Source organism: Candidatus Poribacteria bacterium (assembly GCA_026702755.1).
In the GTDB taxonomy this organism is placed as follows: domain Bacteria; phylum Poribacteria; class WGA-4E; order WGA-4E; family WGA-3G; genus WGA-3G.
This window is the reverse complement of record JAPPBX010000045.1, coordinates 1-21,546: the sequence shown is the minus strand read 5'-3', so window position 1 is coordinate 21,546 and position 21,546 is coordinate 1. Positions and strand designations below refer to the sequence as shown.

The 21,546-nt window shown below is 46.7% G+C and carries 20 protein-coding genes and 1 riboswitch; of the genes, 12 read left to right on the top strand and 8 right to left on the bottom strand.

The window, feature by feature from the left end; all coding sequences use genetic code 11:
• Window positions 1-70 precede the first annotated feature (70 nt).
• Window positions 71-637, bottom strand: coding sequence for a Uma2 family endonuclease (locus OXH39_08635; protein MCY3550515.1), 567 nt, complete (start codon window positions 635-637; stop codon window positions 71-73).
• 22 nt (window positions 638-659) lie between these two features.
• On the bottom strand, window positions 660-2,894 hold the full coding sequence (locus OXH39_08630; GenBank protein MCY3550514.1) for a CotH kinase family protein: 2,235 nt from the start codon (window positions 2,892-2,894) through the stop codon (window positions 660-662).
• 203 nt (window positions 2,895-3,097) lie between these two features.
• Between OXH39_08630 and OXH39_08625 the strand changes: the two genes are divergently transcribed.
• From OXH39_08625 to OXH39_08605, 5 genes are all read left to right on the top strand, one after another.
• A complete protein-coding gene (locus tag OXH39_08625; protein MCY3550513.1) occupies window positions 3,098-3,589 on the top strand; it encodes a hypothetical protein in 492 nt (163 codons plus the stop codon).
• 137 nt (window positions 3,590-3,726) lie between these two features.
• Window positions 3,727-5,145: an HD domain-containing protein gene (locus tag OXH39_08620; protein MCY3550512.1), complete on the top strand. Its 1,419-nt coding sequence runs from the start codon at window positions 3,727-3,729 to the stop codon at window positions 5,143-5,145.
• A gap of 25 nt (window positions 5,146-5,170) precedes the next feature.
• Complete coding sequence (locus OXH39_08615) at window positions 5,171-5,377, top strand: hypothetical protein (GenBank protein ID MCY3550511.1); 207 nt, start codon at window positions 5,171-5,173, stop codon at window positions 5,375-5,377.
• Between the two features lie 81 nt (window positions 5,378-5,458).
• Window positions 5,459-5,698: a hypothetical protein gene (locus OXH39_08610; GenBank protein MCY3550510.1), complete on the top strand. Its 240-nt coding sequence runs from the start codon at window positions 5,459-5,461 to the stop codon at window positions 5,696-5,698.
• Window positions 5,699-5,716: 18 nt separating this feature from the next.
• Window positions 5,717-5,914, top strand: a complete 198-nt coding sequence (locus OXH39_08605) for a hypothetical protein (GenBank protein MCY3550509.1) — start codon at window positions 5,717-5,719, stop codon at window positions 5,912-5,914.
• Window positions 5,915-6,135: 221 nt separating this feature from the next.
• Here OXH39_08605 and OXH39_08600 read toward each other — a convergent pair whose 3' ends face one another.
• The 3 genes from OXH39_08600 to OXH39_08590 form a co-directional block, all read right to left on the bottom strand.
• A complete protein-coding gene (locus tag OXH39_08600) occupies window positions 6,136-7,830 on the bottom strand; it encodes a PQQ-binding-like beta-propeller repeat protein (GenBank protein MCY3550508.1) in 1,695 nt (564 codons plus the stop codon).
• Window positions 7,831-7,911: 81 nt separating this feature from the next.
• Window positions 7,912-9,948, bottom strand: coding sequence for a hypothetical protein (locus tag OXH39_08595; GenBank protein MCY3550507.1), 2,037 nt, complete (start codon window positions 9,946-9,948; stop codon window positions 7,912-7,914).
• A gap of 26 nt (window positions 9,949-9,974) precedes the next feature.
• The gene (locus OXH39_08590) at window positions 9,975-11,330 is read right to left on the bottom strand and encodes a hypothetical protein (GenBank protein MCY3550506.1); all 1,356 of its coding nucleotides are present in this window, start codon (window positions 11,328-11,330) and stop codon (window positions 9,975-9,977) included.
• Between the two features lie 177 nt (window positions 11,331-11,507).
• A riboswitch (cobalamin riboswitch) is annotated at window positions 11,508-11,697 on the bottom strand.
• 328 nt (window positions 11,698-12,025) lie between these two features.
• Here OXH39_08590 and OXH39_08585 point away from each other — a divergent pair.
• The 7 genes from OXH39_08585 to OXH39_08555 all read left to right on the top strand — a co-directional run bounded on the left by OXH39_08585 (window position 12,026) and on the right by OXH39_08555 (window position 17,862).
• Complete coding sequence (locus OXH39_08585) at window positions 12,026-12,343, top strand: type II toxin-antitoxin system HicB family antitoxin (GenBank protein ID MCY3550505.1); 318 nt, start codon at window positions 12,026-12,028, stop codon at window positions 12,341-12,343.
• 329 nt (window positions 12,344-12,672) lie between these two features.
• Window positions 12,673-13,053: a phosphoribosyl-AMP cyclohydrolase gene (gene hisI, locus OXH39_08580; protein MCY3550504.1), complete on the top strand. Its 381-nt coding sequence runs from the start codon at window positions 12,673-12,675 to the stop codon at window positions 13,051-13,053.
• Window positions 13,054-13,193: 140 nt separating this feature from the next.
• Entirely contained in the window at window positions 13,194-14,702 is a 1,509-nt protein-coding gene (gene trpE, locus OXH39_08575) for an anthranilate synthase component I (GenBank protein MCY3550503.1), read from the top strand.
• A gap of 240 nt (window positions 14,703-14,942) precedes the next feature.
• Window positions 14,943-15,506 (top strand): aminodeoxychorismate/anthranilate synthase component II, encoded by a 564-nt coding sequence (locus OXH39_08570; GenBank protein ID MCY3550502.1) that lies wholly within the window; start codon window positions 14,943-14,945, stop codon window positions 15,504-15,506.
• 20 nt (window positions 15,507-15,526) lie between these two features.
• The gene (locus OXH39_08565) at window positions 15,527-16,294 is read left to right on the top strand and encodes an adenine nucleotide alpha hydrolase (GenBank protein MCY3550501.1); all 768 of its coding nucleotides are present in this window, start codon (window positions 15,527-15,529) and stop codon (window positions 16,292-16,294) included.
• 4 nt (window positions 16,295-16,298) lie between these two features.
• The gene (locus tag OXH39_08560) at window positions 16,299-16,937 is read left to right on the top strand and encodes a hypothetical protein (protein MCY3550500.1); all 639 of its coding nucleotides are present in this window, start codon (window positions 16,299-16,301) and stop codon (window positions 16,935-16,937) included.
• A gap of 145 nt (window positions 16,938-17,082) precedes the next feature.
• The gene (locus OXH39_08555) at window positions 17,083-17,862 is read left to right on the top strand and encodes a hypothetical protein (protein MCY3550499.1); all 780 of its coding nucleotides are present in this window, start codon (window positions 17,083-17,085) and stop codon (window positions 17,860-17,862) included.
• Between the two features lie 133 nt (window positions 17,863-17,995).
• On the opposite strand, the gene panB is transcribed toward OXH39_08555, so the two are convergent.
• The 3 genes from panB to proS all read right to left on the bottom strand — a co-directional run bounded on the left by panB (window position 17,996) and on the right by proS (window position 21,546).
• Entirely contained in the window at window positions 17,996-18,823 is an 828-nt protein-coding gene (gene panB, locus OXH39_08550) for a 3-methyl-2-oxobutanoate hydroxymethyltransferase (protein MCY3550498.1), read from the bottom strand.
• 19 nt (window positions 18,824-18,842) lie between these two features.
• Window positions 18,843-19,748: a succinate--CoA ligase subunit alpha gene (gene sucD / locus OXH39_08545; GenBank protein MCY3550497.1), complete on the bottom strand. Its 906-nt coding sequence runs from the start codon at window positions 19,746-19,748 to the stop codon at window positions 18,843-18,845.
• Between the two features lie 361 nt (window positions 19,749-20,109).
• The gene (proS, locus tag OXH39_08540; protein ID MCY3550496.1) at window positions 20,110-21,546 is read right to left on the bottom strand and encodes a proline--tRNA ligase; all 1,437 of its coding nucleotides are present in this window, start codon (window positions 21,544-21,546) and stop codon (window positions 20,110-20,112) included.

Genomic DNA, 21,546 nt, shown 5'->3' with positions numbered 1-21,546 from the left:
AAACTTTTTTGGTTGTGACCAAGTGCAAAGGGTATGGATATCATCAGTTTTCTTGTGTTAATCCAGAAATTTATTCAAACAATTGCGCAACCGGACACGTAAATCCTTCGACCACATCCTCACCTGTCAGTGTGTCTTCACACGTCAGCAGCGCGAAATCTGTTTCAGAGCGATAGACCATTACTGTCTTAGCAACCGGTTCGATAACCCAGACGAGACGTGTTCTGGATTTCAGATAGGCTAACGCCTTTTCGGTGACATCATAGTGCTTATCTGTCGGGGAAACTATCTCAATAGCGAGGTCAGGAGCCACGGAGAATCCTTTTAATTTATCATCTGACAACCGCTCTGTCGAGACAAACGCAATATCAGGTTTTACTACCCTATCGTCCAATTGAAACGTCGTTTCTGCAATATATAAACGCCCTAATTTATTTTCACGAACGTATGCTGCTAAAAGAAAATGGATGTTAGATCCTATTTCGCCATGTACAATTGCAGCTGCTGCCATAGGGACTAATTCTCCTTTTATATACTCATAACCTTCAAAGTCATTTTCAAGGAATTCCTCCAGTGTCATTGCACGAGGCACTGGTATCTCCTGAATAGATTCAGGGTTAGTCTGCGAATTATGCATCCGTTCCACCTCCGTCTGGTGTCTATTCTCTACTGTGGCGAGAGAGCAGTTTTATAACTTCAGCTCTACCTGCTTTCACCTCTGCCTCGTCTACTTCAAGTTGCAGCATAGCGATTATGCCTTTGGCAAATGCCCAGTCCAACTTTGCGCCATCTACCGCTATGCCACCCATATTATTTCGAAGTGTCGTATCTGCGCCTTTTTCAAGCAGAAGTTTCACCGTTTCAACACGTCCGAGGAAAGCCGCTGCATGCAGTGCCGTGCCACCGTCACGGCTTTTCGCATTGACATCCGCGCCGTGTTCAAGGAGCAGTGCTACAATTTCCGTATGCCCCATCAGTGCAGCAATAGACAGCATTGTGCTTCCGGATTGTGGGTCCTGCGCATTAGCGTTTGCACCCTCTGTTAGCGCGTGTTTAACCGCTGCGAGATCTCCAATAAATACTGCTCCCGATAGATCCTGCGCGGAGGGTATGTCTTTGCTGTCAAATTCTTTGACTCCAAAGAGTTTCGCAATTTCGTTCCTACCGCTTTGCATGACAGCGATATTTTCCTCTACTTCTACACCCATCAAACCGCCAATAAAAGTAGTAGTTCTCCAATCAAGATGCAAAGCATCCGCTGGTGTCCCGCCATCGTTATTGCGTACCTGCAGATTTGCACCGTTCTCAACAAGAAGTTTCGCGACACCTGCTCTACCGAAAACTACGGCACCGTGCAAGGGTGTGCTGCCGTTATCGTCTTTTAGATTAACATCAGCACCATTTTCGATAAGCAGACGAGTCGCTTCGGTTTGTCCATGAGACGCACTCCATGCCAAAGGCGATATGTTCAAACTCTCATCTGGTTCATTGACATCGGCACCTTCTATGATGTAGCGTTTCATCGATGCGAGATCACCGGTGCGCGCGGCATGCCACAGACCTTCTTCGGGCAATTGAATGAAGTTTTTCATGTCAAATCCATCCGGTCCCATAACGAACGGCGGACGCGGTTTTCTACGCCAGACAGGCATGCCATCGCCAATTTCCTGCAGGATGTCGTTTTTACGGGTACGGATGAAATCACGAACGTCCGCGAGCTGGTTCTCAAAGGTCTGTTTTTCGCCTCTCCCGCCCCATTCTTCTTCTTGGAATTCGCGTTGTTCCGGTAGCAGATAAGGCTGAATCATTGCAGCGACCCTGTCCAGTTCAGCAAGTAGTTCTTCCTCATTCCAGTGGATTTCAAGGAGTTTCTTCATCGTTTTTGCATACCGTTCGCGCCCTGTCTCAAGTTGATAAAGCCTATATGCAATCAAGCCTTGTGTTTTGACCGAAGTCGGTGCGCGTGCATTTCTCCGAAAGTCCATACTGAAATTTGTAAACAGCGCATCCGCTCCCCACGGTGAAAATTGGAACTTGTCGGTTTCCGGATTCAGATAAATGAAGTAGTTGTTATTATTTCCAGAATAACCGTCCCAGAAACCGAGCAGACTTTCTGTTGCCCAAAACGGATAGAAACTATCTAAATCCACGAGTTCACCGATGGCTTCTTCCGTTACCTTGTCATCTGCGAGGACATTGATTAAAGCGATGATCTTTTCTCTGCCGAGCGTATCGTTGCCGCGTTTGTGTTCAAAGCTGTTTTCCCACTCCTCGTTAAAATCAACGACAGTGCCTTCATAGAGGGGACCATTGTCATTTCCGAAGGCACGTTTCAAGAGTGGTTTACGGACGGTTTCCACATGAGAATATATCCCCAAACTTTTGCCGTTGACCGTTACCTTCGCATACGCGCACCGCGGCGCGGGGGAACCGATCGCGTTAAACAACGCATACCCCATAAATTGACTCACTTGGCTTGTATCCTGTTTGTTGTTATTCAGTGTCAGGTTCGTCAGTCCTTCAATTCCGCCCTCTTTGTCAATGTGATTTAATCTAATTTTGAGGGAAGGACGGGTATGGCTTTGCGAACCGATGAATCCTTTTTTACGAAGTCCTACCTTTGGGAAAACCACGCCATCAATACTTAGGCTTGCTTCGACATAGGTATACGGATGATCCAACGGACCGAACTGCCGTTTCTCGTTCAGTGCGCTCACAAAATCCCGTGACTGATACCGAATTGTGTCCCAATCCCGCTGCGAGACCGTGATCTGCACGTCTATCACCCGGTCGGTTGGGAAAATATCGTCTAATGTGAGTTCTTTTGCGCTACTGCTATGAATAGCAGTCCCCAAACAGAGAAGTGTTGCTATACATAGTATCCATTTTGTCATTTTTTTCTCCGATTGTTTGAATTTTAGTTTACAATTTAGTTTATCATATATTGCTTTTTTATGCTTGCTAATTTTGAATGGGATTGGTATGATAAAAAGTGATCGCTATAGGAGCAACCTTCCCCTTCCCAGTAACGAGTGAGGACCCCGGTCGCGACTCTCAAATGATACTATATTTATAGGAACTTCGGAAAGAGAACACAATGTCAAAAACCTCCCGCATCAGAGATAACAATCTGTACGGCACCGTCGCCAATTTTCTGAAGGATAAAATCCAAGACGGTGCGTCCCTTTCCTTCGTTTCCGCCTATTTTACAATTAATGCCTTTAATGCACTTAGGGATTCACTGACTGGCATTGATAACCTCCGTTTTCTCTTCGGTGAACCAGATGTCGTCGGAGGGATGGATCCCTCAAAAACAGAAAGCAAAGCGTTTCGTCTTACTGAGGAAGGTTTAGGATTGCGGAGGGAACTTTCCCAAAGTGAGATTGCCAAGGCTTGTGCTAATAAATTAAAATCATGTGATAACCTGAAATCTATCGTTCAACCTATCCATGGTACTGCCCAAAAAATTTTAAAATCAGCTAACTTGAGAAATACGAAAGAAAGCTTCATGATGGATGTACTCGGTCCATGCATTCAACCTGGTATGAAAGTCTATGAAGATCTGCACAAGAATATTTTTTGCGAATGATTCGCAAAATTCTCTTTGGTAAACCTCTTCATTCTTGAATGAATTTTGTGAATCCCTCTCAAACGAAGAAAGTCAAGGAAATCGAAAATAGCGAAAACCAACTTGAATTACTTAACATAAAACGGTATAACCTTAATATGAAAAAGCAAACTTATAGAAGAATACGAGACCCAATCCATGGACTTATTGATTTTTCAGAAAGAGAACAGCAGTTGATTGACACTAAAGTTTTTCAGCGGCTTCGTCGGATTCGGCAATTGGCAATGGTGTTTTTGGTTTATCCGAGTGCTCTACATACGCGCTTTGACCATTCGATTGGTGTGATGCACATCGCTGGTCGAATTTGCACCAGCCTCCAAGAGTTGAGCCCCGATGGAATTAGCGATGAGGATATTGCTAATGTTCGTTTCGCAGCGTTGCTTCATGATATTGGACACGGTCCGTTTAGTCATCTTTCTGAGAATCTTTTGGAAAAGTTTTCACCTGCTCAAACTAACATGGGGATAGCCCGCGGAAGGGTTCATGAGAAAATAACTATAGATATTATTCGTAACGATTCGCAAATCAAAGACATTCTGGACGATAAAGAGCGTAAGTTCTTGATTGATATGATCCAGGGGAAACCGACGCGGGACTGGAGACGTGATGTCATTTCGAGTGAGTTGGATGCCGACAAGATGGACTACCTTCTGCGTGATTCCTATTTCGCCGGTGTCAAATATGGAGAGTACGATCTGGAGAAACTAATTGAATCCTGCTTGGTTGTTGACCGACCAAAAACACAGCTTGCTCGTCCAGAAACACAACTTGCCCTTAATAGCGAAGGGCTTTATGCTCTCGAGCAATTCATGCTCGCGCGGTATCATATGAAACAGCAAGTGTATTCGCACGAAGTCAGTCTCATTTCCGATGAGATGATTATTCGTGGGATTACCCTTGCAATTGAAGAGGGTAATAAGCAAATCGCCAAACTTTATAAATACCCCAGAAGAAACAAAAAGGATACCGATCAAGACTATGAGAAAAAGCGTAAAGATTTCGTTCAAAACTATCTCAATTATCATGACGAAAAGGTAATTGACCTTTTAAGAAATTGCAAACAACGGAAAGCAAATAAAATTTTCAATCGACTTTACAATCGTGAGCTCTTCAATACAATTACTGGACTCAGGTTCAAATATGAAGATATGGCAATCCGTGACTGCCTGCAGGAAATGGTAGCGGATTCGGATCGAAAACGCCGATGTGAGAAAAAGATTGCCGAGTGCATAGGTCCCAACGCCGATGCTGATTATATTATTGTAAATAAACCCGCGGTTCGGAATTTGAATTATGACAGCCAATCCAAAACTCAGAGTTCGGAAGCAGTTATGATTTTTGACGAAAATAACAAGAAACAAGATAGATTAGAGGCACTGGGTGAATACGCGGGTGAACTGTTTCTCGCGAGGTACTATGATGGTGCCTCTCCTTTAGAAATCGTTCAAGTCTATGCCCCATATCAAGTATCAGAAAAAAAGGAGCGTAAAATTCAAGACATTTTACGTTCTTCGTGAAAGAAGATAATGTGCAGGATTACTGATGTTCTGCTACTCGTTGTTGAGAGGGAAGGAAGGCGGTACCATTGTGGAGTACGATATTCCGTTGACACATAATATAGAACTCACTCTGACCCCTCGTATCTTTTATCAGCGCGGGTCCCTCCGAAAATTCTATCTCACTGCCGACCTTGCCTTTGGCAATGAATCCGGAAAATTAAATTTTCATTCACCTGAAACCGATTTGTAAAACTAACGTAATATATTTTCATACATGTATACATGCATGTATACATGTTTGCATGTGCACATGTGTGGAGGCATACATTATATGAAAACAGTAGCGATTCTGTCAGGTGAGGGTGAAGTTACCGTTGGAACAGCACCTAAACCGACTCCGACGGTGCCGCCGTCCCGTCAGGGAAAAAAGATGATTTCCGGACATTTTGACAAGGATGTGCATCGACAGTTGAAAATGCTCGCACTTGAGAAAGACACGAGCATTCAAAATCTGTTGAGTGAGGCGTTGAACGCGCTGTTTGAGCGGAACAATAAGCCGCCGATAGCGTAATAGATTTCGGGGGATACCATGATTTCAAATACGGATTGGCGAATTTTAGAGAGAACAAACCAGATGCTGGCATTGAGTTGGGAAGCACTCAGACGTGCCCGCGAAAATGGGGATACGCACGCAATTAAAATGGCTGAGATGAGTTATTTTCAGGCATTGCAGGGTGTGATTGTAGCGACCCAAAATGCGGTTGCTCAAAATGCAGTCGCGAAGTAAAGTCACTGTCCTTGGCACTTTTGTGTCTGCTTTAGAGTTGCAATTGGGGAACAACAGGGTTGTTGTTCCCCTTAAGTTTTGATATCAGCGAGTTTTCATGGCACAATGGACTACCGAAACGAGGCTCCAAACCTCGCCTGCAAGGGTTTGGGGAAGTGGTAAATAATAAGTGTACATTGGTTATCCGCATTTGTCAAGATTCATGTTCAGGCAACCAAAAATCAATACAGCACATGTACTCGATTCTTACCCTGGACGGTTTCATCTGGCATTGCTATTGGCACCTCAACGATAGCGATTAAAGTACCATTCGCGCTGACTGCGAGTGTATCGTACGGGAGTTGTCCTTCTGTGCGGTAGGTATATAGGTATTTCGCTAAACCGCTGCCCTCCGCTTTCAAATCAAACACCGACACACCGTGGAGACTCTCATTCGGATCCTGTGTCCGCTTGGAGACAGATAACACGGCATAACGGTCTATAGCATCAATGCGTAAACCTTGCGGCATATTCTCAAGTTTCCACTGCCAACTTTTCTCACCGTTCCACGAATAGGCAAACAACGTCATCCCGTTGGGATGTCCCGCCGAAGGTTTTTGCGCGCCTTTTCGGAGATGATAGGGGATGTAGGTATCGCCAGTAACAAAGAGTGCTGCTGCATCCGTCGCGTCAATCGTGCCGGAAGTGGCTACAATAGGAATACCGCTTACCTCCAATGGTGTCGCCAAATTTTCCTGCCATATCGGTTCCGATCTGTTTACATCGAAAATGAAGGCGCGCCCATCGTCAGTTGTGACGTTGATGAATTTGCCATCGGGGGATAGACTGACACCTCTCCAAAACGTGACCTGCGCGAAATACTCGCGCAGCGGTTCAATATCCACGTGCCATTTTTCCGTTCCATCCTCTGCATTGAGGACAGTGAGTTTTCCGTTGCCGCTTTCATTCGCGGCGTTGCCTTGTAAGTTATGCCCGCTATCCATCACGAGGGCAAGTGTTTTGCTATCGGCACTTACGTCGAACCAGCGTATCACCTTTGGTCCAGCATGTTCGCGGGGCCATTTCCAAGTGACTTCTCCCGTTTCACCGTCAAATCGATAGAGTTGGGACTTCTTAAGTGGTGTATCATTCTCTGTCCAAGAGTGTACACTCGCTACCAAAAGGTCTCCGTTCGTTAGGGTTCGCATGCACGCTGGACCAGGGTAACTTACCCATGCGTAGACGCTATCAGGATTGCTTGGCGTGGAGGTTTCGATGTCATCGGCGGTACGATATTTCCAGCGGAGCGTTGATTTGTCGGTTGTTAAGTCGTAACAGTAGATAAACCCATCTGCTGCTTGTTCGCCAATATAGAGTCGTGTGTTATCGGCACTGAATGCCATCCGTCTCACATAACCTTCCGAAATACGGGTTTTCCAAAGCGTCTCACCCGTGAGGGGTTTCAAAACCGCGAGATGTCCGCTATCTGTCGCGATTGCTAACTTCTCTGTATTAGGTCTACTACCATGTCCTAAGGCAAGGGCAGTCGGTTTCGCAGGTTGGCGCAGGTTTTCCATCAGCGATAAGAGGCCGTCTAATTCGACGGTACGGATGAGATAAGGTTCTGGCTTCAGCGGCGAAATCGCTGTTGTTACGCTGTCATTTAAACGGAACTGATAACTTTGGTTCGGTTGCCATGCGAATTGAAGAAGAACTCGGTTCGCATCAAATTGTTGGACGGTTGGTGTTTCTGCTAATGCATGGGTTGTGCCGTTAGATACGGTTGCGACGTTGATTTTAAGGTCAACGTTCTGTTTACCTTCGGTTTCAAGGACTGCGCCTGTCCTGACCCAAGTGACATTTAGGTCAGCCGTCGCAATGCCGATAGGTAAGACGATGAGCAGACAGAATAGCGTCAAAAACTGAATTCGTTTCATTGTAATGTTTCCTTATGTTTGTATTGTAGTTTTTCCGTGTTGTCTAAATCGCGTATTTCTGGATTTCACAAATATGATGGCTTAGTCTGCCACGCGCCATAAACCTCTACCTAATCGCCCACCGAGAAGCACACCGATAAACGTATAGACGAACCCTTCTATTAAGATTCGGAGAATGATATACCAATCGGCATAAAAAAGTCGATAGAACAGTATAGAGAGTTGAAAATCGACATAAACAGAGAGCGCGTCGCAAAGGCCTAATACGACTGCCCATGCCAGCAGACTACGCCCTCGCACGCACAGAAATCCTGTTTCCAATAGAAGAACGCTTGTGCCAGTATAGACGATCGCCATCGGTGTAAAAAGCCCAAACGTGACACCACCGAGAAGTAAACGTACTGCAGAGACAAGTAAGATTACACCGCTACCTTTAACGAGTTTCCGATTTGTAACTTCTGCATTCTCCGGGTCTCCGTTAATGTAGATAAGTAGTGCCGTCAGTAAAGCATAGTAGAGCGTTTCGTTGATTAAACCGGTTAGAAGTACCGAGATTGGACCGAGAACGGCACGGATTAAGTTGAGAAACAGCGTTGACGGAACCATCACTGCTACAAAAACTGTTGTGCTAAACAGCGCAATTACAATCAGCTGTTTTGTTGTGAAACCAGCGAAAATTTGTTTATGAAGCCGTAGGACAAGGGCGAAACCGATGCTGCTACTGATGATCGCCAATAGACTGATGAGCAGTGCTTGTTGATTTGGAACGATTAGGTGCAGTGAACGTTGTTCACGAAGAATTGTCGCGTCGCTTCCCCAGACCTTCACTGCGATGTCGCGCACATATTCCCCGGGAATCGCCTGTTCTGGCTGGTTTCCCTGTCGTAAATACACCGGATGAAAATATATGGGCAACGGAATCTCTGTAACCGTGTCACCCAGCAAGCTCGCAAACGCTACGCTCCGATTGGTACCTCCGTTTGCTGTTTCTGGGGGCGCGAGAAAGGGAATGATTTCACCACTTTTCGTATCTATATTGGTTGATGACACGACCACATGAATCGTTTCTTCGCCTTGGTTGCGGAGTCGGACTGTCTGATAGGTTGTCGGCTCAAAGGCATTGGTTTGCGACGTTCGGAGCCAACTGAACAGCGGGCGTGCGTAGTAGACAGTATCTTTTCGCTGCTTCCGATCCACTGTGCCTGTCGCATCTGTCGGCATATCGATAGATCCTATTGAGAGGTTTTCCGCGATTTCTGAAACGGTTGCGACTCGTAATTTCATTGTTGCTTGCTGTTCCCATGTTTGTCCTGCGTCAGTTGTGAAATGGACAGTCCCCGAAATCGCTTGCCCATCCGAACGATTTGTCTCGGAGGTTCTCAAAACTAATTCTCGGTACCACACCTCCGATGCGATGCGAAATCCGTCGGTAGTGGAGAGGCAGGTTAAGGTGTCAATTGTTTCACTTTTCCAACCTGCTGGTAAGCGAACGACGGTTAGCGTTGATGGCAAACAAAGTTCCAGTTCAAAGGTTGTTGGCATGTTCCCGTTTGTAACAAGAACCGTGGCTGCCATCTCGCTTCCACTTAGAACGAGTGCCTTCTGATCATTTTCCAGTGTATCTCCCGAATCCGACTGCGTCGCAGCACCGTAGGGAATGGCAATCTCTAAATTGCCTTGTGTGTATGTCCGCGGTGCAGTTATCGTTTGAACGCTGATATCCCCTGTAGACAAGGTCGCCTCAAATTTATAGGTTTCGCCTGCCTGCCATTCAAAATAGAGGGATTCCGTTTGACGAGGTGATACCGGGAAGTTGAGTTGCGCAACGGTTACACCATCCAAATTAAAGGCATTCAGATACTGGACCGGTGCCGCTGCATCAAATTGCACCTTTGCCCCTAATGAAAAGAACGTCACCTTCCATGAGAGCGGTTCTTCTTTAGGAGTTGAGGCGCAACTGAGCAGAAAAACGAGCAGCGGCAAGCCCCACAAAATCTTCTCTATTTTATAGCCATCAGCCGTCAGCAGTCGGAAACCTTCAGCGTGTCCGCTGATTGCTGATTGCTGATTGCTGATGACCATCCTTCCGATAACCGATAACCGACGACCGATGACCATTAGAAAACTCGCCTATGAATGTTAAGTTACAGTCCTTGACCTATCAGCACCAGATCAAGGATATTAACAACTTCGTCTCCATTGACATCCGCAAGTATTCCGGCACCCTCATCCCCGATAAAACGACCTGCGATTATCATATCTTTCATGTTGACGAACCCGTCATTATTGAGATCTTCGCGTCGCGGTGTAATCGTTGCGAACCCCAAATTATTAGCACCGGGTCCAACGCGGTAGGATCTCAGGAGAGATGCATCTGCCACGTCCATGACGCGAACGTAATCCTGTCCACCGCCTCCCCAATCCGGTTGCGTGATATAAAGATTCCCGTCTGGTGCAAAGGTCAAACCACCACCGATAGAGGCATCCGCATCGTTACTGAAGTTAGCAATCGTATCATCTTCATCGCGAATCCAGTCTCGTGCTACGATATCGTAGATGAGCAAGCCAGGGTTCTGCCAACTGCCTTGCATAAACAACTGTTTTTGTGAATTAAGAGCGACGGATCCAGGTGTGAACCCGAGTTTAACCGTTTCCATAACTTCATCGGTATTCGCGTCAATCAGAACGAGATGTCCCAGGATGTCATTGTAATTTCCCGTTGTTTTGACAATGACCGTGGATTCACCATCGTTGAGGATTCCGCCTGCGTTTGTAGGCACTGGGATTGACTTCAGAATGATGTCTGTCTCCGTATCAATCACTGTGACACTGCTATCGTAGTAGGTGGTTTTCCGTGCAACCGGATCCCACTCCCAGGCGGGGTTCGTGACGTAGGCTTTGCCGTTGAGAAGCGTGATACCCGTCGGTTTGTTGAAGGAACCCGTGAGGACCTTTATCACATTGCGATTGTCGATGTCAACGACATGGACCTCATGCGTTGCGGCACAGGTAACGTATAACTTTTGATCATTGACCAAAGCGATCTGCTGGGGGGTTGTGCCCGCCTCGATCGGAATTTCGCCAACAAACTCTCGATCTTCCAAGTTAATAATATAGATGTTGTCGCCGGAACTTGTTTCGCCAGTGATGGGTAAGTTGAAACTCGTGATATAGGCGAGATGCCCGTGAATAGAGAGCCCAATCGCCCGCCGCCGCAATATCGGATCAAAGCCGATGTGGAGTATCTCATTGTCAACAGCCCGCCTCTCACTTGGCTCATCCAGATCGATGAGAGAGAGAGAAGCGACAATGCGCAAGTCGGGATGTGTCAGGGCGTTTATGACAACCGCTATGTCTTGAGCTTCTGTCTGTCCAAAAGCAGGACTCACGAGGAGCGTAAAAAGAAAAGCACAGAGAAGTAGGAGTGAATAGCACGAGAAGTGCCGCCGATCGATTTTTTTAGCCGCGCTTGCAAGCGGCATCGCTACAACTTTGTTCATTAAAAACCTCCGTAATGAAACAAAAAACCCCTGCTTTCATCGGAAAGTCAGGGGAGGAAGCGACACTCTGTATAAGGTGTATCCTGTGTAAAAGAATTCCATACCGTATATCGGTATTTATATTTTTGATCTGACAGGATACTGTGCTCTGTTCCACCGCTTTCCCGCGAAAGCAGATGCGTGAAACACGATCCAGGCAGGTCTCCTGACTTCCGATCTTGCGTCCGCTGAACCTTCCCATCAGTAAATTGACAGTGGTTTTTTCAGCGGATATTTGTGATCGTTCACAGTGGCGGGGCCGTGGCGGATTCTCACCGCACTTCCCTATTCTCCGGTTCTCTCCGGCACCTGAATCGTTCGTTTATTTAATTGTGATGCATATATTATATCATATTACGATATTTTTGGCAAATTTTTTTCTGAAGTGTCCGAGAAACATTAACAAAAGATTTGACAACGCAAATTGGATGCGGTATCATTAATAACATTAACTTCATAAATAAAATCGTCTGAAATGCATCGCGTGTATGTCTCAGAAGCTACATAGTTTTTGTCACACTTTGTCACACAATTTGTGGAAAGATTAACAATTGAGTGTGGTCCTGTTGGGTGTGAAACGTTTGAACTGTGATTCATGGATTATCAGGATTACAACAGCGGCTTGTAGGCAAATTTATGAGAATAAGAGGTGTTTTATGCGCTATCCTATTGTTATCCACAAAGATCCGGAGAGTTGTTACGGGGTTACTGTTCCCGATTTGCCTGGGTGTTTCAGTGCCGGAAATACCGTTGAGGAAGCCTTGATGCAAGCTGCGGAAGCGGTTGAGTGTTACCTTGAAGGTTTGTTACTTGATAGCGAACCGATTCCTAATCCTAAAGATATTACATTTCATACAAACAACCCTGATTATGCTGGTGGGCTATGGGAAACCGTATCAATTGATCTGGGAGCATTAGTTCGTGAAGGGACTCCTAAGAAGGTAGTCAGCTTATCTAAGGTCTCTACGCTGTGAGTGGAAAATCAAATAGTTAAAAACTTGACAATGCAAAGTAAATGTGGTATTATTAATATTAGGCGTGGGTGAATCCAAAAATTTGGCAGTTATCAACCGTTGTTGAAAAGCGAGAGAAATGACACTTTTACGTTCACACTCCAACTTGCATAGCATGTCTAACCATTGGCATTGGTGGCATTCCAATTGCTTGCGGAGGAGTGTGCGCCTAAATGGATAACTGAAATACATATTGAAAATCGTCTTTTTCATTTCTAAGTCCAGTTGAAGCCTTATGCACACGAATCCGAGCGGCATAAGGTTTTTTGTTTTTAAAGAGGAGAAACCAGATGAAAATTTTGTCGGAACTCAAATATGACCGCGATGGCTTGGTCGCCGCGGTCATTCAAGATCGCACGAATAACGAAATCCTGATGGTCGGTTATATGAACGCGGAAGCGATAAAAGAGACGCTGACTACGGGGCGCGTTTGCTTCTGGAGCCGTTCCCGCCAAAAGTTGTGGATAAAGGGGGAGACTTCGGGGCATACACAGACAGTTAAATCTGTTGCTGTCGATTGCGACGGCGATGCCCTGCTGATAAAGGTTGAGCAGAAGGTAGCAGCGTGTCATGTCGGCTATCGTTCCTGCTTCTTTCGGGAAGTCTCCCCCGACGGAGAGTCAACGCGTATCGTAGGTGAAAAGGTTTTCGAGGCAGATGCCGTCTATTAGTCTTTGATATTTCTCAGTTTTCGGACCTTGGTATCCACTCGAAAATCGCTTAGTTTTGTAAAGATAAAAAATAGTGCTGCCGTATGCAGTACGATAAAGTTGAGCACTTTGATGCTAAAGGTTTGAAAAAGGAGTTACTGATGTATTATCCGACGTTGGAAGATTTTCGCGAGGCAGCGAAATCAGGAAACACAATACCAGTATACCGATCGATTTTGGCGGATATGGAGACACCGGTATCTGCGTTCTATAAATTGATGCCAGACAATTATGCGTTCTTGTTGGAGAGTGTAGAAGGTGGTGAAAACGTTGCGCGCTACTCTTTTTTAGGGAGTCAACCCTCGGTGCTTTTCTATAGTAAAGGGCATCAAGTTACCATTGAGTATTTGGAAAAAGGCGAAACGGTAGTTCAGGAATATGAGGATCCTTTGCGCGTCCTTGAGGAATTGATGCAGGATTACCGACCTGTTGACACTGAAGAGTTACCGAAATTCCACGGGGGCGCGGTGGGTTATATGAGTTATGACATGGTGCGCTTCGTGGAGGAATTGCCAGATAGTACCGAAGATGAACTGCAGCTTCCGGATTGCTTTTTCATGATTGCCGAGACGATTTTGATATTTGATCATGTGAACCATCAGATTAAGGTTGTGGCGAACGCACATATTGATGGAGATGTAGATGGGGCTTATGCGGATGCGCTCGCGAAAATTGAGGCATTAGTCGAGAAGCTCGCAGCTGCTTCCGAAATGCATTTACGCACGGATAGTGGTGAACATCAGGAGCGGTATGATAAAATCATATCCGAACCCCAATCGAATCTCACGAAATCCGATTACGAAGCCGCGGTCAGACATGCTAAGGAATACATAGCCGCAGGCGACATTATCCAAGTCGTCCTTTCGCAGCGGTTCAGTTGTCCAGTATCTGTAGATTCATTTGATGTGTATCGGGCGTTGCGAGTGATCAATCCGTCCCCCTATATGTATTATCTGAAGTTTGATGATTTTGATATTGTGGGGGCATCACCGGAAATGATGGTAAGAGTGGAAGATGGGCTTGTCCAAACCGTTCCAATTGCGGGCACACGCCCGCGTGGCACAACCCCAGAAGAAGACAAAGAGTTGGAACGGATACTCCTTGCCGATCCAAAGGAACGCGCGGAGCACGTTATGCTTGTGGATTTAGGACGGAACGACCTTGGTCGGGTCTGTGAATATCACACTGTTGAAGTCACCGAGCTCATGATAGTTGAACGTTTCTCACATGTGATGCACATCGTTTCGCACGTTATTGGACAGTTGCGCGAAAATTTTACGGCTTTTGATGTCCTCCGGTCATGCCTTCCCGCTGGCACGCTCTCCGGCGCGCCGAAGGTACGGGCAATGGAAATTATCGATGAACTTGAATCTACACGGCGCGGCACGTACGGTGGGGCTGTCGGTTATTTCAGTTTCTCTGGCAGTTCAGACACAGCGATTACGATCCGAACCGCGGTTATCAAAGATGGCACCGCTTATGTGCAAGCAGGCGGTGGTATCGTCGCAGATTCAGTACCCGAAACTGAGTATTACGAAACCGTCAGTAAAGCGCGCGCGATGCTCAGTGCTATCGCATTGGCTGAGGAACAGTTAGCGGTTTTCAGTTAACATCAACGTTACATAACCACACATCACTTGCAATTGACAACTGATAACTATTACTGTGGCGATTTGATGAGGACATCCAAGGTTGTTTGACGATCAGTTTCCAAAAGGAGAAGCAGACATGCCTGTTCCGCAGTCGGCATGGTACAACTACCGCTTGGGACTCCAATTATAATTGAAATGATTGTCGAAATTGAAGACTAACTGCTTTAGAAAAGCACCTGTTAACTCGGAGACAGAAAAATGGTTTTAATGATTGATAACTACGACTCCTTTACCTATAACTTGGTTCAGTATTTGGGTGAACTCGGTGCTGAACTGGAAGTTCATCGGAGTCGGAAGATTGGATTAGAGGCGTTAGACACTCTGGAACCGGAACGGATTGTCATTTCACCCGGGCCTTGCACACCGAAAGAAGCAGGCATATCCAACGATACCATACAACACTTCGCCGGAAAAGTCCCGATTTTGGGCGTTTGTCTCGGACATCAGTGCATCGGAGACGTGTTCGGAGGCGAAGTTGTTAGGGCTGATCGGTTGATGCACGGTAAAACCTCAATGATAGAACATAATGGTCTCGAACTTTTTGAGGGACTGGATAATCCATTTGAAGCGACACGTTACCATTCGCTTATCGTCAAAAAAGAGACACTGCCGGACTGCCTTGAGATCACGGCTTGGACAGATCAGGATGAAATCATGGGGCTTCGACATAAGGATTTGCCTATCTGGGGTGTGCAATTTCATCCGGAATCAATTTTGACGGCTGCTGGAAAGAGTCTGTTGGCAAACTTTTTGGCACTATAGATTAACAGAAAGGTTTAACAATGACAAAACAAACGAATGAGGCGACACCCATACCGGTTTTGGTTTCTTGGTCTTCGGGCAAAGATTCTGCGTGGGCACTTCACACGCTCCGTCAACAGCCGGAACGCTACGATGTACGCGGTATTTTTACGACTGTCACAAAGACGTTTGATCGTGTTTCTATCCACTCGACACCAGCATGGGTGCTGAAACAGCAGGCGGAGAAACTCGGCGTGCCGTTGTACGAGATACCGATCCCCTATCCGTGTTCCAACGCAATTTATGAAGAAGCGATGCGAAAATTCCTCGCTGAGGTGGAAGCGTTGCCTGAAGGTCTGGGCGCGTCGCATTTCGCATTCGGTGATCTCTTCTTGGAAGATATTCGTGAGTATCGGGAGGATAAACTCAAGGGGACCGGTTTTACACCGATTTTTCCGGTATGGGGAGAGGACACAACGCTGCTCGCCGAAAAGATGATTGATTCTGGCTTGCGGGCTATTATCACTGCCCTCAATCCTACCAAAGTCCCCGCTGATTTTGCAGGACGATGGTTTGATGCTGCGCTTCTCGCAGATTTACCGGATGGTGTGGATCCGCTCGGCGAAAACGGAGAATTCCATACGTGCGTCGTTGATGGACCGATGTTCAGTTCACCTGTTGCGGCGAAACCGGGAGAAGTCGTTCAGAGGGATATTGTTTCCGCAAAGGATAAAGATGACAAAATTCACACAAGCAGCAACATTTCACCGACTTATGTCTATGCGGATGTAGTGCCGCTGGATGGGTAAATTGATGAAAGCAGCCGTCCTGTGGACAGGTGGAAAAGATTCTGCCCTCGCACTTCAAGTCTCCTTAAATCTTTACGATATAAGGAGACTTGTCTGTTTCGTTCCAGCAGACAATCGACAATTCTACGCGCATCCAACGGAACTCATGGAAATACAGGCGCGAAAGATCGGGATTCCTCTTGAATTCTTACCGATTTCTGAACCCTATAAACCGAGCTACCGGCAACAGATCGAGACGCTTAAAGATAGCGGGATTGAGGTGCTAATTACGGGAGATATTTCTACGGTGGACGGGATGCCGAATTGGATAGAGGGAGTTGCTGCAGGTTTGGCGGAGGTACATAAACCATTATGGGAATTGGATCGGCACGCGATATTGGATACCCTTATCTCCGACAAATTTAAGGTCGTCTGCTCCCTCGCTTACAAAAAACACTTTCAACCGACTATTGCTGGTAGGTATTTAGATGCTAAACTCATTTCAGAACTGAAGCAGCTACCAATTGACGCGTGCGGCGAACAAGGCGAATACCACACATGGGTATTGGACGCACCATTTTTCAAGGAGCCTCTCCGATTAGAAGGCGCACGTGTCATTGACGTAGTTGAGTATTGTTACCTCACCTACGAACAGGTAGTTTAGTATCCCGATTTTAGCAATTGCTGCATTCCTGCAAGTTTATCCACAGGACCAAACGTTATCTGAAGTAATGTTGAAAAGGTTGGAAAATTCTGATAAACTATTGTAACGGTAGAAACCTGTCCTTCAACAGATAAGGGGTCTGAAAATGAGAAAGTATCTTATGCCAATTTACGTTGCTCTTTCCTTAATAGGTGCGACTGCTGTTTGGTATTTTGGGCATCATCGTCCTACTCAGAAAATACTGGAAGCTGAACCGAAGCGGGTGTATAAAAGTGTCCCCCTACAACCTGCAGATTTGTCGGTAAAACCAACACCTTCTGACGCTATACAAGAACCTCGCGAATCGGTTGAAGGTATAGCAGAATCAGAAGATATAGATAGTGCTGCAATGTCTGAAAAAATTGACGACAGCCAGGTCCATAGCGAAGACACGGATTCTGTAGCCCTCATATTGCAAGAAGCAATTTCAGATGAAGATGCGGCAGCTGCCGAAGCATTTGAAAAGTACGTTACAGCAGAATCAGAATACCAAGCGGCACAAGAAAGGCTCAAGAAGGTATTTCCTTTTAAGGATACTGACCCGGCTGTGTCCGCAACCCATGAGGCCAAAGAAGCACTTGCAGCTTCAGATTACCAAACAGCAATAGAAGAACTCGGAAAGGTGCTTGTTTCCTTTGAACGCATGGATACTGATCAGATTAAGTCTGCAGTAGAAGCATTCAAAGAGGCAAAATTACGACGCAATGCAGCCTTGGAAAACCTTGCAGTTTACTCCGAAGATGCTGCAGAAATGTTGGCACAAGTAAAGGAAGCCGAAAGGCAAGAAAATGAAGCACGTGCTGAATCTAAGCGTAGATCAAGCGAACTTCGTACGCAGTTGCGCAACATGCAGGATTGGGTAGAAAAGTTAGAAAAGTCTCAGTAAAGTAAAAAGCCGTTCATCAAAGATATTCTCTTCGCCATGAGTGATTGCTATACTCGATGTTATCAATATGTCCTTAAGGACATGATCTTGTTTTCTGTGAGTGCATTGCTCTTCAAGTAATGTCTCGGATCGTTCAGATGTTCTTTAACCACTTCTGGACTCGCTCAAGTTTGTCTGGGGGGATATGTGAGGTATTCGCATCTGTGGGAAATGTGCCGTTTGCTACCTCTTCGCGATATTGCCTGATTGCTTCAAAAGTTAGCTGATTGTAATCTTGGTAGCGTTTGGCGTGTTTGAAGGGCGGACCTATGCCTAATATATCGTTGATGACGAGTACTTGTCCGTCGCAATATCGCCCTGCCCCGATGCCGATGGTGGGAATATCAACGTTCTCGGTTATGATTTGGCTCACTTCCTCAGTGATTTTCTCAAGGACAATGAGTTTCGCACCTGCCTCCGTGAGTGCTCTTGCTGCTTCAATGAGTTGTTTCGCTTTAGCAAAGGTTTTTCCGTGCGTCGCTGCTTTGGTGCCGTGAATTTGCGGATTGTGGCCGATGTGTGCGCAGATTTCCATACCTTGTTCGGCGAGTGCGGTAACAATCGGAACCTTTTCTATACCGCCTTCCAATTTAACACCGTCTGCCCCATCAGATAAGAAGAGTTTCGCGTTGGCAACGGCTTGCTTCACATCGCGATCGGCGGCGTAAGGCATATCAACGAGGAGGTAGGCATCTGTCACACCGCGGCGCACCGCTTTGAGATGGTGACGCATATCTGCCATCGTCACTTCTGTCTCGTTTTTATAACCGAGGATATTGGTGCCGACGCTATCCCCGACGAAAACGATATCGATCCCTGCCTCGTCCTGTAGGCAAGCGGTTGGATAATCGTAGCAGGTTAGCACAGTGATCGGTTGCTGCTGCTGTTTTTTGGTGTGAAGATAAGCAATATCTTTCTTCATTTTTTACCTTGCCTCAGCCTTAAGCCAAGACCTTTGCTACGGTTTCGCCGATGGTGGCGAGGCTATCTGCGACGGCAATTCCAGCATTTTTGAGTGCCTGAATTTTGTCTGCAGCGGTACCTTGTCCACCAGAGATGATCGCCCCTGCGTGTCCCATCCGTTTGCCCGGTGGAGCAGTCTGTCCAGCGATAAATCCGACAACTGGCTTCGTCATTTCGTCCTTCACGAACTGTGCTGCTGTTTCCTCAGCCGTTCCGCCGATTTCACCGATTAAAACGACGGCGTGCGTGTCATCGTCCGCCTCAAAAAGTTTCAGAACATCAACGAAGTTTGTTCCGATCACTGGATCACCACCGATACCGACACAGGTAGACTGTCCGATACCGAGTCGTTTCAGTTGGTAGGCGGCTTCATAGGTTAGCGTTCCACTTCGGGAGACGATGCCAACGTTGCCAGGGGTGTAAGCAAACTCAGGCATTACGCCAATTTTGCATTCGCCGGGTGTGATGATACCGGGGCAGTTCGGACCGATGAGCCTCGGAGGACCGTTCGGGATGATAAACGGATTGTCAAAATTGCCTGTCTTCAGGTACGCTTTCGCCTTAACCATATCAAGGACCGGGACATGTTCGGATATACAGACGATAAGCGACACCCCAGCTGCCGCGGCTTCCATCACGGAATCGGCTGCATTGAAGCGTGCAGGAACGAAAATCAGCGAGGTGTTTGCGCCTGTTGCTGCAACTCCGTCTGCCACAGTGTCATATACGGGGATGCCGTTTACATCAGACCCGCCTCTGCCGGGAACCGCGCCCGCAACGATCTGCGTGCCGTAAGCTGCGCATTGCTCCGTATGAAAACGTCCAGAACGACCTGTGATGCCTTGAACGATTACTTTTGTATTTTTGTTAACAAGTATACTCATATTTTTTATGGTTGTCGGTTATCAGTTATCGGTTATCAGTTTTCATAGTTTTCAGTTATCAGTACGGATTACTGCGTAATCCTTTCAGCCGTCAGTTAATGCCTTGTAGTCCTGTAGGTTGGGTTGAACGGGAACCTACTAAAAGATCGCATACGGTACAGTTTTCAGCAGAGAAACCTGAAATCACCAAAAACCGAGTGAAATCCAACGCATTATGATACCGACACGGTTTGGGATGTTGGGTTTCGCCGCACCTATCTCCCCGAAGGGTTCATTGAAGAACGGAACGCTGTGTATAGCGAAAATGTGCCTGTAGTTTTACCGCTCAACCCAACCTACGTCCCGATAACTGATGACCAATTTAGTATGCACGAGCAAAGACTGCGATGTCTTCTGCAGATTTACCGCAGACGATACATTCACCACCACCATCGGGTTGTTCCATCGGGATGCATCGGATAGTTGCTTGTGTCTCCTCGCTGATCTGATCCTCACATGCTGTGTCACCACACCAGCGTGCGCGAGCGAATCCATTTTCAATGACTTCTTTGAATGCGTCGTAAGTGTGGGGTTCAAAGGTGTTTGCATCTCGGAAGTCCGTCGCCCGTTTGAGCATATCCGCTTGAATGGTGTCGAGCATCTGCTTCACTGTCTCGACGGCGTTATCAATCGGCACGAACGTTTTGCCTTCCTTACCCGGTATATCGCGTCGTGCGAGGACAATTTGCTGTTTCTCCAAGTCTCGAGGACCTATTTCTATACGCAGCGGCACGCCTTTGAGTTCCCATTCGTTGAATCGCCATCCGGGTGAGTAGTCGTGTCTGTCATCAACGTGGTAGCGGACACTACCTAAGGTCTCACAGATTGCGTCAACGGCTTGCATGACTGTTTGCTTAGCATCATCTCTGTTTTTCGGAACAATTGGGACGATGACGAGTTGCGTGGGCGCGAGTCTCGGGGGTAGGACTAATCCTTGGTCGTCCCCGTGTGCCATGATAATCGCTCCAATCATTCGGGTACTTACCCCCCAACTCGTTGTCCAGCAGTGCTGCTGTTTCTGGTTGGCATCGAGGTATTGAATATCGAAGGCTTTGGCGAAGTTTTGTCCTAAGTCGTGTGATGTGCCAGCTTGAAGGGCGCGTTTATCACCCATCATCGCCTCAATAGTATAGGATGTCAAGGCACCCGGAAACTTTTCGCTTTCGCTCTTGCGACCGGGGATAACGGGTATAGCGGCTTCGTTGACAGCAAAATCGGTGTAGATATTGAGGATGCGGAGCGTTTCTTCTTTCGCTTCTTCATGTGTAGCGTGTGCGGTATGCCCCTCTTGCCAGAAGAATTCCATCGTCCTTAAGAAAAGACGGGTACGTAATTCCCATCGGACAACATTCGCCCACTGATTGATAAGCACAGGCAGATCGCGGTAAGACTGGATCCATTGACTATACATGTAGCCGATGATGGTTTCAGATGTCGGACGTACCACGAGTGGCTCTTCCAACTTTTTTCCGCCGCCATGCGTGACAATGGCGAACTCGTGTTTGAAGCCTTCAACGTGTTCCGCCTCCTTCTCAATGAAACTCATTGGAATGAAGAGGGGAAATGCGGCATTTTGGTGTCCTGTTTCCTTGAAACGGATATCCAGTTGCTCTTTGACGTTCTCCCAAAGTGCGTAACCGTAAGGACGTACGACCATACAGCCGCGTACGGGTGCGTAATCTGCCATTTCTGCTTGACGGATAACCTGTGTATACCATTTTGCGTAGTCTTCACTACGGGGAACTATTTTATCAAACAT

What these genes read in the sequence shown, in the direction of transcription:
- OXH39_08560 (MCY3550500.1), top strand. Translation starts at nt 16,299, where the DNA reads ATGAAAGCAGCCGTCCTGTGGACAGGTGGAAAAGATTCTGCCCTCGCA.
- panB (MCY3550498.1), bottom strand. Translation starts at nt 18,823, where the DNA reads ATGAAGAAAGATATTGCTTATCTTCACACCAAAAAACAGCAGCAGCAA.
- OXH39_08565 (MCY3550501.1), top strand. Translation starts at nt 15,527, where the DNA reads ATGACAAAACAAACGAATGAGGCGACACCCATACCGGTTTTGGTTTCT.
- proS (MCY3550496.1), bottom strand. Translation starts at nt 21,546, where the DNA reads ATGTTTGATAAAATAGTTCCCCGTAGTGAAGACTACGCAAAATGGTAT.
- OXH39_08600 (MCY3550508.1), bottom strand. Translation starts at nt 7,830, where the DNA reads ATGAAACGAATTCAGTTTTTGACGCTATTCTGTCTGCTCATCGTCTTA.
- OXH39_08605 (MCY3550509.1), top strand. Translation starts at nt 5,717, where the DNA reads ATGATTTCAAATACGGATTGGCGAATTTTAGAGAGAACAAACCAGATG.
- OXH39_08625 (MCY3550513.1), top strand. Translation starts at nt 3,098, where the DNA reads ATGTCAAAAACCTCCCGCATCAGAGATAACAATCTGTACGGCACCGTC.
- OXH39_08620 (MCY3550512.1), top strand. Translation starts at nt 3,727, where the DNA reads ATGAAAAAGCAAACTTATAGAAGAATACGAGACCCAATCCATGGACTT.
- OXH39_08635 (MCY3550515.1), bottom strand. Translation starts at nt 637, where the DNA reads ATGCATAATTCGCAGACTAACCCTGAATCTATTCAGGAGATACCAGTG.
- OXH39_08630 (MCY3550514.1), bottom strand. Translation starts at nt 2,894, where the DNA reads ATGACAAAATGGATACTATGTATAGCAACACTTCTCTGTTTGGGGACT.
- OXH39_08570 (MCY3550502.1), top strand. Translation starts at nt 14,943, where the DNA reads ATGGTTTTAATGATTGATAACTACGACTCCTTTACCTATAACTTGGTT.
- OXH39_08555 (MCY3550499.1), top strand. Translation starts at nt 17,083, where the DNA reads ATGAGAAAGTATCTTATGCCAATTTACGTTGCTCTTTCCTTAATAGGT.
- OXH39_08590 (MCY3550506.1), bottom strand. Translation starts at nt 11,330, where the DNA reads ATGAACAAAGTTGTAGCGATGCCGCTTGCAAGCGCGGCTAAAAAAATC.
- sucD (MCY3550497.1), bottom strand. Translation starts at nt 19,748, where the DNA reads ATGAGTATACTTGTTAACAAAAATACAAAAGTAATCGTTCAAGGCATC.
- OXH39_08585 (MCY3550505.1), top strand. Translation starts at nt 12,026, where the DNA reads ATGCGCTATCCTATTGTTATCCACAAAGATCCGGAGAGTTGTTACGGG.
- OXH39_08610 (MCY3550510.1), top strand. Translation starts at nt 5,459, where the DNA reads ATGAAAACAGTAGCGATTCTGTCAGGTGAGGGTGAAGTTACCGTTGGA.
- hisI (MCY3550504.1), top strand. Translation starts at nt 12,673, where the DNA reads ATGAAAATTTTGTCGGAACTCAAATATGACCGCGATGGCTTGGTCGCC.
- OXH39_08615 (MCY3550511.1), top strand. Translation starts at nt 5,171, where the DNA reads ATGTTCTGCTACTCGTTGTTGAGAGGGAAGGAAGGCGGTACCATTGTG.
- OXH39_08595 (MCY3550507.1), bottom strand. Translation starts at nt 9,948, where the DNA reads ATGGTCATCGGTCGTCGGTTATCGGTTATCGGAAGGATGGTCATCAGC.
- trpE (MCY3550503.1), top strand. Translation starts at nt 13,194, where the DNA reads ATGTATTATCCGACGTTGGAAGATTTTCGCGAGGCAGCGAAATCAGGA.